The 16,155-nt window shown below is 67.5% G+C and carries 13 protein-coding genes; all 13 read right to left on the bottom strand.

Annotated features, from left to right (window positions below):
• Positions 1-103: 103 nt before the first annotated feature.
• On the bottom strand, positions 104-1,633 hold the full coding sequence (gene murC / locus ACFWCF_RS23055; protein ID WP_378566513.1) for a UDP-N-acetylmuramate--L-alanine ligase: 1,530 nt from the start codon (positions 1,631-1,633) through the stop codon (positions 104-106).
• Complete coding sequence (murG, locus tag ACFWCF_RS23050; protein ID WP_378566510.1) at positions 1,630-2,784, bottom strand: undecaprenyldiphospho-muramoylpentapeptide beta-N-acetylglucosaminyltransferase; 1,155 nt, start codon at positions 2,782-2,784, stop codon at positions 1,630-1,632. Before murG ends, murC begins: the two co-directional genes overlap by 4 nt.
• Positions 2,781-4,241, bottom strand: a complete 1,461-nt coding sequence (gene ftsW, locus ACFWCF_RS23045; RefSeq protein WP_378566594.1) for a putative lipid II flippase FtsW — start codon at positions 4,239-4,241, stop codon at positions 2,781-2,783. The genes murG and ftsW overlap by 4 nt, the downstream gene beginning before the upstream one ends.
• A gap of 56 nt (positions 4,242-4,297) precedes the next feature.
• Positions 4,298-5,785 carry a UDP-N-acetylmuramoyl-L-alanine--D-glutamate ligase gene (gene murD, locus ACFWCF_RS23040; protein WP_378566507.1) on the bottom strand — a complete coding sequence of 496 codons (1,488 nt, stop codon included), beginning with the start codon at positions 5,783-5,785 and terminating at the stop codon, positions 4,298-4,300.
• Between the two features lie 4 nt (positions 5,786-5,789).
• On the bottom strand, positions 5,790-6,869 hold the full coding sequence (mraY, locus tag ACFWCF_RS23035; protein WP_378492753.1) for a phospho-N-acetylmuramoyl-pentapeptide-transferase: 1,080 nt from the start codon (positions 6,867-6,869) through the stop codon (positions 5,790-5,792).
• Positions 6,866-8,392 carry a UDP-N-acetylmuramoyl-tripeptide--D-alanyl-D-alanine ligase gene (murF, locus tag ACFWCF_RS23030; RefSeq protein ID WP_378566504.1) on the bottom strand — a complete coding sequence of 509 codons (1,527 nt, stop codon included), beginning with the start codon at positions 8,390-8,392 and terminating at the stop codon, positions 6,866-6,868. Before murF ends, mraY begins: the two co-directional genes overlap by 4 nt.
• Positions 8,389-9,972: a UDP-N-acetylmuramoyl-L-alanyl-D-glutamate--2,6-diaminopimelate ligase gene (locus ACFWCF_RS23025; protein WP_378566501.1), complete on the bottom strand. Its 1,584-nt coding sequence runs from the start codon at positions 9,970-9,972 to the stop codon at positions 8,389-8,391. The genes murF and ACFWCF_RS23025 overlap by 4 nt, the downstream gene beginning before the upstream one ends.
• Positions 9,973-10,195: 223 nt before the next feature.
• On the bottom strand, positions 10,196-12,106 hold the full coding sequence (locus ACFWCF_RS23020) for a peptidoglycan D,D-transpeptidase FtsI family protein (protein WP_378566498.1): 1,911 nt from the start codon (positions 12,104-12,106) through the stop codon (positions 10,196-10,198).
• Positions 12,103-12,978: a hypothetical protein gene (locus tag ACFWCF_RS23015; RefSeq protein ID WP_378566495.1), complete on the bottom strand. Its 876-nt coding sequence runs from the start codon at positions 12,976-12,978 to the stop codon at positions 12,103-12,105. Before ACFWCF_RS23015 ends, ACFWCF_RS23020 begins: the two co-directional genes overlap by 4 nt.
• Before the next feature lie 3 nt (positions 12,979-12,981).
• Positions 12,982-13,992, bottom strand: coding sequence for a 16S rRNA (cytosine(1402)-N(4))-methyltransferase RsmH (gene rsmH / locus ACFWCF_RS23010; protein WP_378566492.1), 1,011 nt, complete (start codon positions 13,990-13,992; stop codon positions 12,982-12,984).
• Between the two features lie 240 nt (positions 13,993-14,232).
• A complete protein-coding gene (gene mraZ, locus ACFWCF_RS23005; RefSeq protein WP_378566489.1) occupies positions 14,233-14,664 on the bottom strand; it encodes a division/cell wall cluster transcriptional repressor MraZ in 432 nt (143 codons plus the stop codon).
• A 436-nt stretch (positions 14,665-15,100) separates the two neighbouring features.
• Entirely contained in the window at positions 15,101-15,520 is a 420-nt protein-coding gene (locus tag ACFWCF_RS23000; RefSeq protein ID WP_378566486.1) for a DUF3040 domain-containing protein, read from the bottom strand.
• Positions 15,521-15,697: 177 nt separating this feature from the next.
• Positions 15,698-16,099 carry an SAV_6107 family HEPN domain-containing protein gene (locus ACFWCF_RS22995; protein WP_378566483.1) on the bottom strand — a complete coding sequence of 134 codons (402 nt, stop codon included), beginning with the start codon at positions 16,097-16,099 and terminating at the stop codon, positions 15,698-15,700.
• Positions 16,100-16,155: the final 56 nt, after the last annotated feature.

Genomic DNA, 16,155 nt, shown 5'->3' with positions numbered 1-16,155 from the left:
TCGCGCTCGGCTCTCCTGGCGCGGCGGGCGGTTGCGCGTTCACCGCGAGCGGGCCTCCCGCGCCGGGTTGCTCTACGCTCGGTGGTCTTCGTGGAATCGGGTGTCACGAACCGCTCGACTCCGTTCCCAGGCCCGTGGACCGGAAGCGGCCGGGCTTGCTGTGCAGGGCATCGAGGATCTGGCGCCCCAGCATCGTGACGTCACCCGCACCCATGGTGATGACGATGTCGCCGGGGCGGCTCAGGCGCGCCACCTGCCGCGGTACGAGCGAGAGGTCCGGTTGGTAGTGCACGGACTTCGAGACCGCCTGCGCGACCAATGCGCCGCTCACACCCGGAATCGGTTCTTCGCGGGCACCGTAGACGTCGAGGACCACTACTTCGTCGGCCAGATCCAGGGCGGCACCGAATTCCGTCGCGAACGTTTCGGTGCGCGAGTACAGATGCGGCTGGAACACGACGATCACTCGGGGACGCTCGGTACCCGACTCGGTATAGCGCAACGGCTCCCCCGCCACCAGTTCGGCAGCCGCCGCAAGAACGGCGCGGACCTCGGTCGGGTGGTGTGCGTAGTCGTCGAAGACGCGGACACCCTGTTCACGACCGCTGAACTGGAATCGCCGGTGGACACCGCCGAAACCTGCAAGACCTTCGATCGCCTCATCCACGGATGCCCCGGCCTCGAGTGCTGCCAGCAGAGCGGCGAGCGCATTGAGGGCCATGTGCCTGCCCGGCACCGACAGACGGACAGTGCGTGGAGTGTCCTCGCCTGCGAGGTGGAATTCGGCGACGCCGCCGATGTCCTTGGCCTCCCACGCGAGCAGACGCACTCCGACCGTGACACCGTGGACAACCTCGTCCGTGCCGATGACGTCGGCCGTGCCGTACCCGGCGACCCGGAGATCGGAACGACCGAGTGCGACGACGCGCTCGGCCAGTGCGGTCGACCCCGTGTCGTCGAGGCAGACGATGAGCATGCCACCCGGGACGACCTTGGCTACGAAGTCGTCGAACACCTGGGTGTATGCCTCGGCGGTACCGAAGTAGTCGAGGTGATCGGGTTCGACGTTCGTCACGATCACGACGTTCGGGTCGTACTGGAGCAGCGAACCGTCGCTTTCGTCGGCTTCCGCGACGAAGACGTCGCCGCTGCCGTGGTGGGCGTTGGTGCCGGATTCGTTGAGCTCGCCACCGACAGCGAACGACGGATCGAACCCGCAGTGCTGGAGGGTCACCACCAGCATCGACGTGGTCGATGTCTTGCCGTGCGTGCCGGAGACCAGGAATGTGCGGTACTCGCGCATCAGGGCCGCGAGCACTGCGGGTCGCAGCAGGACGGGGATGCCCCGGTCGTGGGCCTCGACGAGTTCGGGATTGTCCTTCGGGATAGCGGCATGCGTCGTGACGACCGCGGTCGGTCCGCCGTCGATCAGGTCGAGCGCCTCGGCGTGATGACCGATCCGGACCTGTGCTCCCCGCGCGCGGAGGGCAAGAACCCCTCGACTCTCCTTGGCATCCGATCCGGACACCTCACCACCGCGAGCGAGCAGGATCCGGGCGATGCCCGACATTCCCGCACCGCCGATCCCCACCATGTGCACCCGCTGAAGTTCGGCGGGCAGCTGCGCGCTCATTCTCGACTCCTGTTCGGTTCCACGCCGGCGACCGCCAGCACGATCCGGGCCACTTCGGCTGCGGCACTGCGGTGTCCGGCGGCCGCCGCGTTACGTCCCATCTCGGCGAGCCTGCCTGGATCACCCAGCAACGGCGTGACCGTCTCGGCCACGAACGTCGGCGTGAGCTCGGCGTCTGCCACGATCATTCCACCTCCGGCCGAGGCGATCGGCCGGGCATTGAGTTCCTGCTCGCCATTGCCGTGCGGTAGAGGCACGTAGACGGCCGGCAGGCCCACCGCGGAGACCTCGGCAACCGTCATCGCGCCGGAGCGGCAGACCACCGCGTCCGCCGCCGAGTACGCGAGGTCCATTCGTTCGAGATACGGCACGGCCACGTAGGGCGCCGTGGCATGGCCCGGGTGTGTGGGGACGTCGACGGTGTTCTTCGGGCCGTGCGCGTGCAGGACCGCGACACCGGCCTCTGCGAGACCTGCTGCGGCACCGACCACTGCGTCGTTGAGGGACCGTGCGCCCTGGGAACCGCCGAACACCAGCAGAACCGGTACATCGTCAGGGAGTCCGAAGTGGCGGCGCGCCTCGGAACGCAGCGACGCGCGGTCGAGTTCGGTGATCGAGGACCGCACCGGGATCCCCACGATCTCCGGCTCGCCCTTCCGGACGATGCCGGATCCCGGGACGGCCGCGAGCACTCGGGCAGCGCGCAGGGCACCGATCTTGTTGGCGATTCCGGCACTGGCGTTCGCTTCGTGGACGACTACCGGGATACGACGTCTGCGACGCAGCACTCCCCCGCCCGCCGCGAGGTACGCGGGAAGCGCGACGTAACCGCCGAAGCCGACGACGACATCCGCGTCGACCCGGTCGAGGATCTCGCGCGTGCGTCGGACGGACGCCACCACCCGCGCAGGTAGTTTGAGCAGGTCGAGGGTGGGTTTGCGTGGCAGCGGCACCGGAGGAATCAGTTCGAGCGGGTACCCGCGACGCGGGACGAGTGTCGTCTCGAGGCCGCGTGAGGTACCGAGTGCCGTCACTGTGGCGCCCGGTATGAGATCGCGAATCGCGTCGGCCACCGCGAGGGCAGGCTCGATATGCCCGGCCGTGCCGCCTCCTGCCACCACGACGGACAGTGCTGGCTTCTCCCCACTCACCTACGATTTCCTCGCTCTCCGGTCCTGCCGTTCCCGTCACGCCTTCGAGTGTTCTGCGAAGCCGCGCGGCCGTTCTTCTTTCGTTCTGGTTGGGCGCCGCGGGCGCGGGCGCCCCCGGTGCCACGCGCTCGAGCACTGTCCGCTGCGCGGCGGGTGTCGCTGGCGACGGGTGCGCGTCGTGCCCGTGTTGCCACCGCGGTTCCGCTGCGTGCGCGGGGGTTGCTACCGCCGCGCGGAGACTCCTGTCGGCGGTTCGACCCGCCTCGTGCGTCACCGCGCGCGGGACGGTAGGCCTCGGGTCTGCGGATCTTCATGATTCGAGCCAGTCGCCCATCGTGACCTGCGTGTAGTGCAGCGATCGCCTCTGGTTCGTGTCTCGCGGCGTTCGCGATCAGACCGAACATGAGCAGTGTCGTGACGGTGGATGTGCCGCCGGCCGATACCAGCGGAAGCTGCAGTCCGGTCACCGGCAGGAGCCCGACTACGTACCCGATGTTGATGAAGGCCTGGCCGATGATCCATACCGTGGCGGTGGCGGTGAACAACCGCAGGAACGGATCGACCGAGCGCATCGCGATGCGCAGGCCCACGTAGGCGAACAGGGCGAACAGCCCGATGACCGCAGCGCCCCCGATGTAGCCGAGTTCTTCGCCGATGATCGCGAAGATGAAGTCGTTGTGGGCGTTCGGCAGGTAGTTCCATTTGGCGCGACTCTGGCCGAGCCCTCGACCCCAGATGCCGCCGTCGGCGAGAGAGAAACGCGCCTGTCGTGCTTGGTATCCGGCACCTTGCGGGTCTTCGCCCGGGTTGAAGAACGCGCGTACGCGCGCCGAGCGGTATCCGGCGGTCAATGCCAGGACCCCAGCACTCGCGACCGCGGTGCTGACGATTCCGACGAAGATCTTCAACGGTAGACCCGCGAACCAGAGCAGAGCCAGTACGACGATGCCCAGCGAAACGGTCGTTCCGAGGTCGGGCTGCAGCACGATGAGGATGGTCGCCAGCAGCGCGGCGGGAACGATCGGCACGAGCATCTCTTTGAGAGTGGAATTCTCTCCGCGTTTCGAAGCCAGCAGGTGCGCACCCCACAACGCGATCGTGATCTTCACGATTTCCGACGGCTGCAGGGATATCCCTGCGACCACGAACCAGCCGCGGGTGCCCTGTGATTCGGTCCCGATACCGGGTATCAGCACGAGTACGAGCAGCACGATCGACGCGACGAAAGCCGGGAATGCGAACCTGCGCATCGCGCGCACCGGGATCTGCAGGGCGATGTAGAAGACGACGAAACCGACGCAGACGTACACGATCTGCGACGTGAACATCCGGTACGGCGAGATCTCTGCAGCGACCGCTTCCACACTCGACGACGAGAGCACCATCACCAGTCCCAGCACCGTGAGCAGCACGGCGATGGTGACGACGAGGTGGAACGACGCGAGGGGACGCGCCATCCACAATCCGATCCGACCGCGCGCGGTCGGTGGCGGTGCGCTCCCCTGCTGCGAGGTCACCGTAATGTCCCGCCCCCGCGCAGTGCGTCGACCGCGGTCGCAAAGCTGCGACCACGCTGGGCGTAGTCGGCGAACATGTCGAGCGACGCAGCGGCCGGTGCCAGCACCACGGCATGCCCCGGGGATGCGAGGGCGGCGGCCTCACGAACTGCGATGCGCATCGCGTCGGGCCCGTCGGCACCGGGTGCACTCACCCGACGGAACTCCGGTGTGGGTCCGCTCTCCTGACCGGTCATCGTCCCATCGTCGCGCGTGTCGACCAGGACCACGGGGATGCCGGGGGCGTGTCGTGCCAGCGCGTCGGCGATCTGTCCGGCGTCGCGGCCGAGCAGGACGGCCCCGGTCAGTCGCGGCGCAACGTCGGCGACAAGGTCGTCGACGCGCGCTCCCTTGAGCATTCCGCCCGCAATCCACACGACCGCGTCGCGGGCGAGCAGAGAGCTGCGCGCCGCGTGCGGGTTGGTGGCCTTCGAGTCGTCGATGTAGTCGACGCCGTCGACGGTGCCCACCGGTGCCGCACGGTGTGGACCGACCTGGTGCCTGCGTAGTCCGTCGTGCACCGCCGCTTCCGGCACGTCGATCGCGCGGGCCAGCGCGGCGGCGGCCAGGGCGTCGGACAATCCGGCCGGGCCGGCCGGGGTCACGTCGGCGACTGCAGCGAGGACGGCGGAGTCGGCGAACGCTCGGTCGACGAGCACGTCGCCGCTGATTCCGAGCTGTCCTGCGTCGGGATAGCCGAGGGTGAACCCGACGGTGAGGACGGCCCGGGACCGCTCGCGAAGGCCGCCGGCGATCGGATCGTCGAGTCCGAGTACTCCGACGGCGCCGGTGAGTGCGCCGAGCTTGGCGTCGATGTAGTTCTCGATGCCGCCGTGCCAGTCGAGGTGGTCTTCGGCGATGTTGAGGATTACCCCGGCTGCGGGGCGTACGGAGGGTGCCCAGTGGAGTTGGAACGAGGACAGTTCGACGGCGAGGACGTCGGCTCGAGGGCCGTCGCGGCGCAACGCGTCCAGTACGGGCAGGCCGATGTTGCCGCATGCCGCTGAGGAGATACCTGCCGATTCGAGGATCGCCTGCAGCATCATCGTCGTGGTGGTCTTGCCGTTCGTGCCCGTCACGACGAGCCATCGTCTGGGTAGTCCGTAGAGCTCGGCCTGGTCGACACGCCACGACAGTTCGATGTCGCCCCAGATGGGGACCGCGGCACCGGCAGCACGTGAGAGCAGCGGTGCGTCGGGTGGGAAGCCCGGGCTGGTGACGACGAGGGCGTAGCCGCGCAGGGATCCGGGGCCGTCGAGCAGGTTGTCGAGTTCGACGGTGTCGGCGCCGAGTTCGGCGCAATGTGCCAGTGCGTCCGGATTGCGGTCGGTGACGGTCACACGTGCCCCGAGATCGAGGAGGGGCCTGATGGTGGCGCGGCCCGAGATCCCGGCGCCGGCGACGAGAACCTGCGCTCCCCGCAGTCGCTCCAGTTCTTCCGTCACGATGTCAGTCTCCGATCGCCGCGAGGTACTCGCTGTAGAACAGGGCGAGGCCCATCGCCGAGGCGATTCCGGCGAGCAGCCAGAATCTGATGATGACGGTGGTTTCGGCCCACCCGCCGAGCTCGAAGTGGTGGTGGAACGGTGCCATCCGGAACACGCGGCGTCTGCTGGACCGGAAGACCGCCACCTGGATGACCACCGAGGCGGCCTCGGCGACGAACAGTGCGCCGATGACGACCATGAGGAGTTCGGTGCGGGTGGTGACCGACAGGCCGGCGAGCATGCCGCCAAGGGCGAGCGAACCGGTGTCGCCCATGAAGATCTTTGCTGGAGCTGCGTTCCACCACAGGAAGCCGAGGCAGGCCGCACCACCTGCAGCGCACAGAAGGGCCAGGTCGAGGGGGTCGCGCACGTCGTAGCATCCGGCGGTGGGCTCCACTGCGCAGGCGTTGCGGTACTGCCAGAACGTGATGATCACGTATGCGCCGAGCACGAGCGCCATCGCGCCCGCGGCGAGGCCGTCGAGTCCGTCGGTGAGGTTCACCGCGTTCGACCATGCGCTCACGAGCAAGTAGACGAAGAGGATGAAGACGATCGAGCCCATCGATACCGTCGCGATGTCGCGTACGTACGACAGGTCGGTGCTCGCCGGGGACAGGCCGTCGGAATTGCGGAACTGCAGTGCCAGGATGCCGAACACCACTGCGACGACGAGCTGACCGACCAGCTTCGCGGTCTTGTTCAGACCGAGGTTGCGCTGTTTGCGGATCTTGATGAAGTCGTCGAGGAATCCGACGCCGCCCAGCGCCGTGGTGAGTCCGAGCACGAGCAGACCCGAGGCCGACGGTCCTTCTGCGTCGTAGGCCAGACCGATCAGGTGCGACCCCCAATAGCCGGCCCACAGTCCCGCCAGGATCGCGACGCCGCCCATGGTGGGGGTACCGCGCTTCGCTTGGTGACTCTGCGGCCCTTCGACCCGGATCTCCTGGCCGAAGCCCTGCCGGGAGAACGCCTTGATCAACACGGGCGTGAGCAGAATCGACACCGCGAGTGCGATACCCGCGGCGAATAGGATCTGTCTCACCGTGCAGCCTCCGTCTCCAGAACAGCGTTGTCATTTCCGAGCAGTGCCTCAGCGACCGACCACAGGCCGACCGACTGCGACGCTTTCACCAACACGATGTCTCCGGGGCCGACCTCGTCGCGCAGAAGCGCGATCGCTGCGTCGGCATCGGGCACGTGGCTTGCTTCTTCGCCCCAGGATCCTTCCATCACCGCGCCTTGGAAAAGTCCTCGGACGGGTCGGGTCGCGCCGACCGCGACGATGCGGCTGATGTCGAGACGCACAGCGAACCGGCCGATCGCGTCGTGTTCGACGACGGAGTCGTCACCCAGTTCCGCCATTTCACCGAGAACGGCGAAGGTCCGGCGTCGCGTCGGTCCGCTGCGCGCCACTGTCGCGAGCGCTTTGAGGGCGGCGCGCACCGAATCCGGGTTCGCGTTGTATGCATCGTCGATCACCGTGACTCCGTCGGCGCGGGTGGTCACAGCCATCCGGTGCGCCGAGACGGGAGCTGCGCCGGCGAGTGCGGCGGCGGCCTGTTCGGGCGTTGCGCCGCATTCGATCGCGATCGCGATCGCCGTGAGCGCGTTTCCGACCTGATGCTCGCCGTGCACGGCAAGTGCGACCGGCACGCGCTGCTCCGTCCCGGTCGCGCGGTCGGTGATCACGAGGGTGAACGTCGGTCGGGCATCGCCGTCGAGGGTGATGTCGGCGGCCGCTATGTCGGCCGTACCGGAGCTGCCGACCCCGATCACTCGAGCACGGGTGCGCTCGGCCATGCGCGCCACGAGGGTGTCATCGATGTTGAGGATGGCGACACCACCGTCGGCCTCGGACGGAAGAGCTTCGACGAGTTCGCCTTTGGTCTGCGCGATCACGTCCCGCGATCCGAACTCACCGAGGTGGGCTGTGCCGACATTGAGGACTGCGCCGATTCGCGGTGGAGCGATCTGGGCGAGGACCGCGATGTGCCCTGGCCCGCGCGCCGACATCTCGAGTACGAGGAACCGGGTGTCGCGGCCGGCACGCAACGCGGTCCAGGGATGCCCGAGCTCGTTGTTGAACGAACCCGGTGGGGCCACTACGGACCCGAGCGGTGCGAGTACCGCCGCGATGAGATCCTTCGTGGAAGTCTTCCCGGAGGATCCGGTCACTCCGATCACGGTCAGTCCCCCCGCCACGAGGTCGTCGACGACCACCCGGGCGAGTTTTGCGAGGCCAGTCAGTACCGCAGCACCAGCGCCGTGCGTATCGTGTTCGAGCGCCAGTGCGTTGGAGTCCGTCGCGGGCACCGGGGGGACGACGATGGCCGGCACTCCGACGGGGCGCGCTGCGAGGACCGCGACAGCGCCCGCCTCGACCGCGGCGGCTGCATGATCGTGGCCGTCGGCCTTCTCACCGGGAAGCGCGAGGAACAGGCCGCCGCGACCGATCCTGCGGGAGTCGAATTCGACTGTGCCGGTGACTTCGACGGTCGGGTCGTCGACATCGTGCAAGGTGCCCCCGACTGCCTCCGCGATCCGGGCCAGTGTCATCGGGATCATTCCGTGCCTCCGCTACGCTGATGCCGCTCGAGCGCCGCCGCGAGTACTTCGCGGTCGTCGAACGGATGCTTGACTCCGTCGATCTCCTGGCCCCGTTCGTGGCCTTTGCCCGCGACGAGCACGACGTCGCCGGGGCGCGCCCATGCGACTGCCGCGTCGATCGCTCCGGCCCGGTCGGCGATCTCCCGGATTTCGCCTCGCCGGTCCTGCTGGACGGCGTGGGCGCCCTCGAGCACTGCGGATCGAATCGATGCGGCGTCCTCGGTCCGAGGATTGTCGTCGGTAACGACGAGGAGCTCTGCCGATGCCGCGACCTGCCCCATGAGCGGACGCTTCCCGCGGTCGCGATCACCTCCCGCTCCGACGACGACCGCGATGCGTCCCGTCGAGCTGCGTCGCAGGGTCTCGATGACGGCTTCGAGCGCGGCGGGTTTGTGGGCGTAGTCGACGACGGCGAGGAAACCCTGTCCGCGGTCGATGCGCTCCACGCGGCCCGGGACGTCGACGCTCGCGACTCCACGGGCCGCGACGTCGACGTCGACGCCGACCGCGGAGCAGAGCGCAACGGCGAGCGCCGCGTTGGCGACGTTGTACCGGCCGGGCAGCCGCACGCTGACCTGGTGAGCCAGCCCGTCGGGGCCGGTCAAACTGAATTCCTGGGCGCCGGAAGGGTCGGATGCAGCCTCGGTCACCGACCAGTCCGCATCCGTGTCCCGGCTCTCGTCGGTCGACACCGTCCGGACGCGTGCGGAATCGTCGCCGTGCGCCGCACGCGCGACCTCGGCCATGCGCGTTCCCCAGTCGTCGTCGATACACACGACGGAGCAGCGTGCGCGAACCGGGGAGTCGGGAGCGAACAGGCGTGCCTTGGCAGCGAAATACTCGTCGAGATCCTTGTGGAAGTCGAGGTGGTCCTGTGACAGGTTCGTGAACCCGCCGACAGCGAATTCGGTGGCGGCGACACGGCCGAGTGCGAGCGCGTGACTCGACACCTCCATCACCACCGTGTCGACACCGTGTTCGAGCATCGTCGCGAGCAGCGCGTGGAGTTGCGGCGCTTCCGGGGTGGTCAGCGCGCTGGGCACTCGCTGGCCGGCGATGCGTGTCTCCACCGTGCCTACGAGCCCGGTGACACGACCTGCGGCAGACAGGCCCGCCTCGACGAGGTAGGACGTAGTGGTCTTGCCCGACGTTCCGGTGATTCCGATGACCTGCATCCGCTGGGACGGATGCCCGTACACAGTGGCCGACGCGGCACCCAGCACCGAACGGGGGTCCGGGTGCACCAGCACCTGCACCGGACCGAATGTTTCGGCTGCAGGGGTCAGGACCGCGACGCCTGCCGTGTCGGTGAGGACGGCGACTGCGCCGCGTTCGAGCGCTGTCCCGGTGAACGCTGCACCGTGCGTGCGAGCCCCCGGTAATGCAGCGAAGAGGTCGCCCGGTCGGATCCGCTGGGCAGTCAGGTCGATCCCGGTTACGACACCGCCTGCCACCACGGCGGCATCCGGTGTCGCAGCGGGTCCCACCACGACGAGGTCGGCGCCGATGGCGTCGGCCAGATCCCGGAGGGATGTCATCGGCGGATGCTCGGGTCGGCGTCCCTCCTCGGCGGGCGACGGATCCGGACTCGATGGCACAGGTACAAGTTCCTCTCTTGCGGCATCCCGCTGCTGTTCTCGATCGGCGCCGGACTGCACCGCAGTGTCACGTTACCGACGTGTCAGATTACCCAGACTGCGAGGCTGCAACCGACACACGTCCGGTCTCGGAGGTGAACGACGGCCGTCCGGTCATCGGCATTCAATCGACCTGGAGAATCAACTTGCCACCCGAATCCGGCGACAGTGGCACTGCTGCACGCTGCAGTAACCAGGACGCGATGTCCCGGAACAGTGGCGCCGCGGACTGTCCACCGGTGCCGTCGGAGCTACGTGTGGGCGCATCGAGCATGATCCCGATCACGTACTTCGGGTCGTCCGACGGTGCGATGCCCGCGAAGGTGATCCAGTAGTCGGAGTTCGAGTAGCACCCGCAATTGGGGTCGATCTGCTGTGCCGTACCGGTCTTGCCTGCGATCTGGTAGCCCTCGATCGCCGCCTGCGCTCCCGTACCCTGCTGGTTTCCCGTGTCGGATTGGACGACGGACCGAAACATGTCGCGCACGGTGGCCGCCGTCTGTGGACTGACCACCCGGATCGGTTCGGGAGGTTCCGTTTCTGTGCGGGTGCCGTCGGGACCGACGGTCGCGTTGACGATACGGGGCGGGATTCGCTCGCCGTCGTTGGCGATCGCCTGGAAGATCCCGGTCATCTGCAACAGTGTCATCGACAGACCCTGCCCGATCGGGAGGTTCGCGAACGTGCCCCCTGACCACTGCTCTCGGCTGGGCACCAATCCTGCGGACTCACCCGGGAGCCCTACTTCGGTGCGTTGGCCGAGGCCGAAGAGATCGAGGAGCTCGGCGAACCGGTCCTCACCCATGCGTTCCGCGAGCATGAGGGTGCCCACGTTGGACGACTTCCCGAAGATGCCGGTGGTCGTGTACGGCACGACGCCGTGGTCCCATGCGTCCTTGACCGTGACGCCCGCCATGTTGATGCTGCCGGGGACCTGCAGGACTTCGTCCGGCGTCGTCAGGCCGTCCTCGATGGCGCCGGCAGCCGTGATGATCTTGTTCACCGAGCCGGGCTCGAAAGGCGAACTCACCGCCGGATTGCCCTGCTGCGCGGTCGGCGGATTGTTCGCGACGCCGATGGACGGGTCGAACGTGCTGTCGTTGGACATCGCGAGGACCTGGCCGGTGGCCGCGTCGAGGACCACCGCCGACGCATTGTCGGCGCCTGACAGTTCTTTCGCCCGCTGCACCTGCTGCTGCACGTGGTACTGGATGTCGTTGTCGATGGTGAGTTCGAGGGACGATCCGTCCACAGCCGGGTGCTGGTCGCGCCAGCTTCCGGGAATCACCACCCCGTCCGAACCGCGGTCGTAGGTGGACGATCCATCGGTGCCTGCGAGGACCGAGTCCATGGAGGCCTCCAGTCCGATCAGCCCGTACCCGTCCCACCCGGTGGCGCCCACGAGGTTCGCGGCGAGCGACCCACCGGGATACAACCGGATGTCCTGCCGCTCGAGACCCACCATGCTGTATTCGTCGACGATCCCCGCCGCCACACCCGGATCCACGCCTCGGGCGAGATAGACGAACGTCTCGTCGCTCTCGAGCTTCTCGAGCACATCCTTCTCCGGAGCAGCAGCACCGAGCGCCTCGTGCACTGCATCCGCCACACCCTCGAGGTATTCGGACACCTCAGGTTGCGACGGATCCTTCGCGCGCGCCTCGCTCAGCTCGTTCCTGACGCGGACCGGCTGGAACGTGATCGCCTTCGCTTCCATCGTGTAGGCGAGAGGGTTTCCGTTGCGGTCGCTGATCGTTCCGCGCGTCGCCGGTTCGACGAGCCGGGTCGTGCGCTGGCTCGCAGCCTCTGCGGACAACTGCGGCGCCTGGAACAATTGGATCGACAGTAGTTGCGCGGCAGCGAGCCCCAGAATCGCGAAGACGGCCCAAAGACCGAGTTTGTTTCGAAACTGGAATGCAGTGGTGTCGGTCCGTCTGCGGCTCGGGCGCCATCTTGCCCTCCCCGGCGCGGGTCGACGTCCGGGAGCACTACCGCGCGGCCGAGCCGCACGACGAGGAGTGGGGCCGGTCCTCACCGCTGTCCGGCCTCCGATCCCACCGGCTCACCCATCTGGGGCGCCTCGGGCTGCGGCAGTTCACTCACAGATATGGATTGTTCCGCTTCCGCGGGGGAAACCGTGACATTCTCGGGCTGCGGCGTGCCGTTCGCCGGACGCTCCCCAACGGCCTCGGGTGCCGGATCGGCAACGATGTCCGTCTCGTGCCCGTCGACGGGGGCCCGCCGGCCCGCCGGATCGGATGCTCGGGGCGCCTCTGCTGCGGCGGCCGCTCGCCTCTCGGGATCCACAGCGCCGGGCATCTCCGCAGCATCGCGTGGTTCCGGCTGTTCGCCCGAAGGCGACAGCGGACGTGGATTCTCACGTCCGGCGCTGCCTGCAAGCGGAGGCTGCACATCGCTCCGCGGATCAGGTCGGTTCAGTGGGGCCGGCGGTCCGCCTTGCGCGGCCACCGGATCGCCGACGACCTCGACAGAGCCGTCCTCACCCACCACGAGCCGGGCCACCTGTCCCGTCGGGATCATTCCGAGCCCGGCGGCATGCTGGGCGAGCACCGGAGCGGTCAAGCCCGCTTCGACGTCGCGCTGCAGCACTGCACGCTCCTGAAGGAGGCTCTCGTTGTACGCGCGCGCGGTGCTGAGCTCGTATGAGTCCTCCGCTGCCCGTGTCGTCAGGAGCAGCGTCACCATCATCCCGACCGCGAGCAACCCGATGATGCTCGCCACGAACGGAATTCGTGTTGCGACGCGGCTCGCACCGGTGATACGCCCACGGGTCTCGGTAGGCGAGACCGTCTGCGCCGCCCGCTGATTGCGTCGCTGGTAGGCACGCTGCGCTGCCGTCGATCGAGCCTGCCGAGGTCGTGGCGGAGATGGCACCTGCAGGGTCATCGGTTACCTCCTGGCGATTCGTTCTGCGGCACGCAGTCGGACAGGCGCCGAGCGTGGGTTCTTCTCGATCTCGTCGTCGGACGCGCGCTCTGCACCCCGCGTCAGAATCCGGAGTTCCGGCCCCATCCCGGGAAGCTCCACCGGGAGTCCCTCCGGGCTACGGGACTTCGAGCGCGGCGTCAGCTCCTGCTTGACGACACGGTCTTCGAGGGACTGGTAGGACATGAACACGACCCGGCCCCCGATCGCAAGGGAATCGAGCGCCGCCGGAATGGCGGCACGCAACGAATCCAACTCGCCGTTGACCTCCACACGAAGGGCCTGGAAGGTGCGCTTCGCGGGGTGCCCGCCCGTGCGTCGCGCGGCGGCTGGAATCGCCCGGTACAGCAGTTCGACAAGCTCGCCGCTGTTTCTGAACGGTGCCTTCTCCCGAGACCGCAGAATCTCGGATGCGATCTTTCCGGCGAATCGCTCCTCGCCGTAGGTGCTGAGGATTCGGGCGAGGTCACCGTGTCCGTATGTGTTGAGTACGTCGGCGGCCGTGATCCCTGTGGTGGGGTCCATGCGCATGTCCAGCGGCGCATCCTTCGAATACGCGAATCCACGGTCGGCCTCGTCGAGCTGCATCGAGGACACGCCGAGGTCGAACAGGATCGCGTGCACCGACCCGACCCGATCGAGCCCGACCCGATCGAGCGCCTCCGCGACGCCGTCGTAGCGGGTGTGGACGAAGTCCGTGCGGTCGGAGAACTGGGCCAAGCGCCCACGCGCGATGTCCAGAGCATCCGGATCGCGATCGAGTCCTACCAGCCTGAGCCCGGGAAACGTTCGCAGGAAGTGATCGGAGTGGCCGCCCAGACCGAGCGTGGCGTCGATGTACACCGCGCCCGCTCCACCGGGACCGGCCGCTTCGATCGCGGGGCCGAGGAGTTCCACGGCGCGGTCGAGCAGTACCGGAACGTGGCCGAATTCGTCGCGGCTCGTCTCCGCAGCGTCATCCTCGCCGTCCACCATCTGGTCCTCCGGAATCCTGCTCGTTCGATGCGGGCCACTCGGGCCATTCGATCTTGGTGGTCGGTCGGATGGTCTGGATATGGCGGCGGCGAATGCCAGGAGGTCTCTGTCCGATTCCGGAGACCTGACACTGGGGAAGTGTGTCAGGGTTTCCGTTCCGTACCTGGCGCCGGGGAAGTGCGTCAGGGCCGGTCCCGGGCAGAGGCCTCACGGCACTCGCCGCGCGGAGCCGAAGATCCGTCACAATATGTCGCGAAGTACCTCGTCCCTTGCTTCGGAGAATCCCTCTTCGTGTTCGGCCAGGTAGGCCTCCCACGAATCGGCATTCCAGATCTCGAGATAATTGACGGAACCGATCACGACGCAGTCCTTGGTGAGCCCCGCATACGTCCGATGCGACGAGGACAACGTGATGCGCCCTTGCGAATCGGGGCGCTGCTCGTCGGTGCTCGACGCGAGATTGCGCAGGTAGGCACGCATATTGGGGTTGCTGCGGGACGCGGCAGCTGCACGCTCAGCAACCGCAGCGAACTCATCGCGTGGATACACGGCCAGGCTGTGATCCTGCCCTTTGGTGATCATCAGCCCTCCCGCCAGTTCGTCTCGATACTTTGCCGGCAGGGTGAGCCGGCCCTTGTCGTCCAACTTCGGCGTGTAGGTACCGAGGAACACCCGGAACCTCCCGCCTTGGTCGGACGGACTCTTCGTCGTGCAGCAGAGACGGTCTCGCTCTCCGCCGCGCCCCACAGTACCCCACTTTGCCCCACGAATATCCGATTAACAGGCGTCCGATGGGCGTGTTGTTCTTGAAGTTCCTGTTCAACCGACATGGGGGGAGGTGGGTCGTTGCGCGTGTTCGTGACGCGAACCGCGCCCGTGCCCGAATGTGACACACACGCACCTTCACCCGGACCTCGGAAATCGCAGGTCCACGCCGAAGATGCAGCGCCTGAAACAATGGCCCACCGCTCCGGTGGGGCGAGGTGGGGGACGCAGCGGGAAGGGCAGCGGGTGCACGAACGGGACCGTCCTCACGCACGGCAAGGGCGCGACCCTGTAGGTCGCGCCCTTGCCGTTCAACGTGGTGCGCGCTACGCGCGCTTTCAGATCACTCTTGTTCGAAGCGACGCCGGAACCGCTCCTCCATCCGGTGCGTGAATCCGTCCGCAGACTTCTTCCGACCCCGCGCGGAGGTTTTGCCGCCCTTTCCGGAATCCGCTCCGCTGGATGCGGCACCCGGAACGGACCGGCGACGTCCGTCGACCAGCACGAGGACTCCCGCACCGAACATCACGAGAAACCCGAGCAGGCTGATGATCGGGAACCCGCCCGGCTTGACCGGTAGAGCAACTCCCGCAATAAGCAACGTCAAACCCAATACGAACAACGCGCCGGCCTGCAGCCGGCGCCTGTTCGACGCCATACCCATTCGCTTTCCGCGAACGGTCGAGGCGAACTTGGGATCCTCAGCATAGAGCGCGCTCTCGATCTGATCGAGCATGCGCTGCTCGTGCTCGGAGAGTGGCACGGTACCTCCCCCGGCACTAAACGGTGGCCGCCGGACCCGGTGGGACAAATCCGGCGGGGCGCCGTCATCACGGCCGCCTGAGACAATGATACGAGCACATTTCGTCCGGGACCACCAACTGCGAAAGTTGGATCGATCTCCCAGTGCGAAAAAGGGCCGTTCGGCCAGGAACCGAGGTCACATACGGGTCCCAGTTCCGCTCTCAGCTGACAAGTAGTTCTCGACGTCGTGCAGAAAACGCCCCACCTCGTCGTAGAACATCGACGCGTCGCCGGCGTCGACCGCCCTCGACGCTCCCGCCTCCACCGCGGCACGCGTGGCGGATCGATCGGCGAAGAAATCGGCCCAGCCGGCGAACGCGTCGTCGGCACGCATCATCATCACCCAGGCGTTTCGGGTCGCGGGTCTCCGACGAGGCCGTTGCGATGCCCTCAATTCGGCCGCCGCAACCACCGCACCCGCACCGCGCAACGCCGCGAGATAGGACAGCCGGAACCGTTCACCCGGAGCTTCTGCGCCTGCTGCTCCGGACAACAGCTCGTCCGCCTTACGCAACAGCGACGCGGCGCGAGCCGACATCGACGGCCCCACGCAACCTCCGGGCGCTTGCCTGCCGGTCGACCGATGTGATCTTG

Source organism: Rhodococcus sp. NPDC060090, from assembly GCF_042729855.1.
Lineage (GTDB): Bacteria > Actinomycetota > Actinomycetes > Mycobacteriales > Mycobacteriaceae > Rhodococcus.
The sequence above is the reverse complement of the archived record's forward strand: the minus strand, read 5'-3'. Positions and strand labels throughout refer to the sequence as shown.

Bases quoted from the DNA above. Each gene is read 5' to 3' on its own strand.
- murC (WP_378566513.1), bottom strand. From the start codon at position 1,633: ATGAGCGCGCAGCTGCCCGCCGAACTTCAGCGGGTGCACATGGTGGGG.
- ftsW (WP_378566594.1), bottom strand. From the start codon at position 4,241: ATGGCGCGTCCCCTCGCGTCGTTCCACCTCGTCGTCACCATCGCCGTG.
- murF (WP_378566504.1), bottom strand. From the start codon at position 8,392: ATGATCCCGATGACACTGGCCCGGATCGCGGAGGCAGTCGGGGGCACC.
- ACFWCF_RS23025 (WP_378566501.1), bottom strand. From the start codon at position 9,972: ATGACATCCCTCCGGGATCTGGCCGACGCCATCGGCGCCGACCTCGTC.
- ACFWCF_RS23015 (WP_378566495.1), bottom strand. From the start codon at position 12,978: ATGACCCTGCAGGTGCCATCTCCGCCACGACCTCGGCAGGCTCGATCG.
- rsmH (WP_378566492.1), bottom strand. From the start codon at position 13,992: ATGGTGGACGGCGAGGATGACGCTGCGGAGACGAGCCGCGACGAATTC.
- ACFWCF_RS22995 (WP_378566483.1), bottom strand. From the start codon at position 16,099: ATGTCGGCTCGCGCCGCGTCGCTGTTGCGTAAGGCGGACGAGCTGTTG.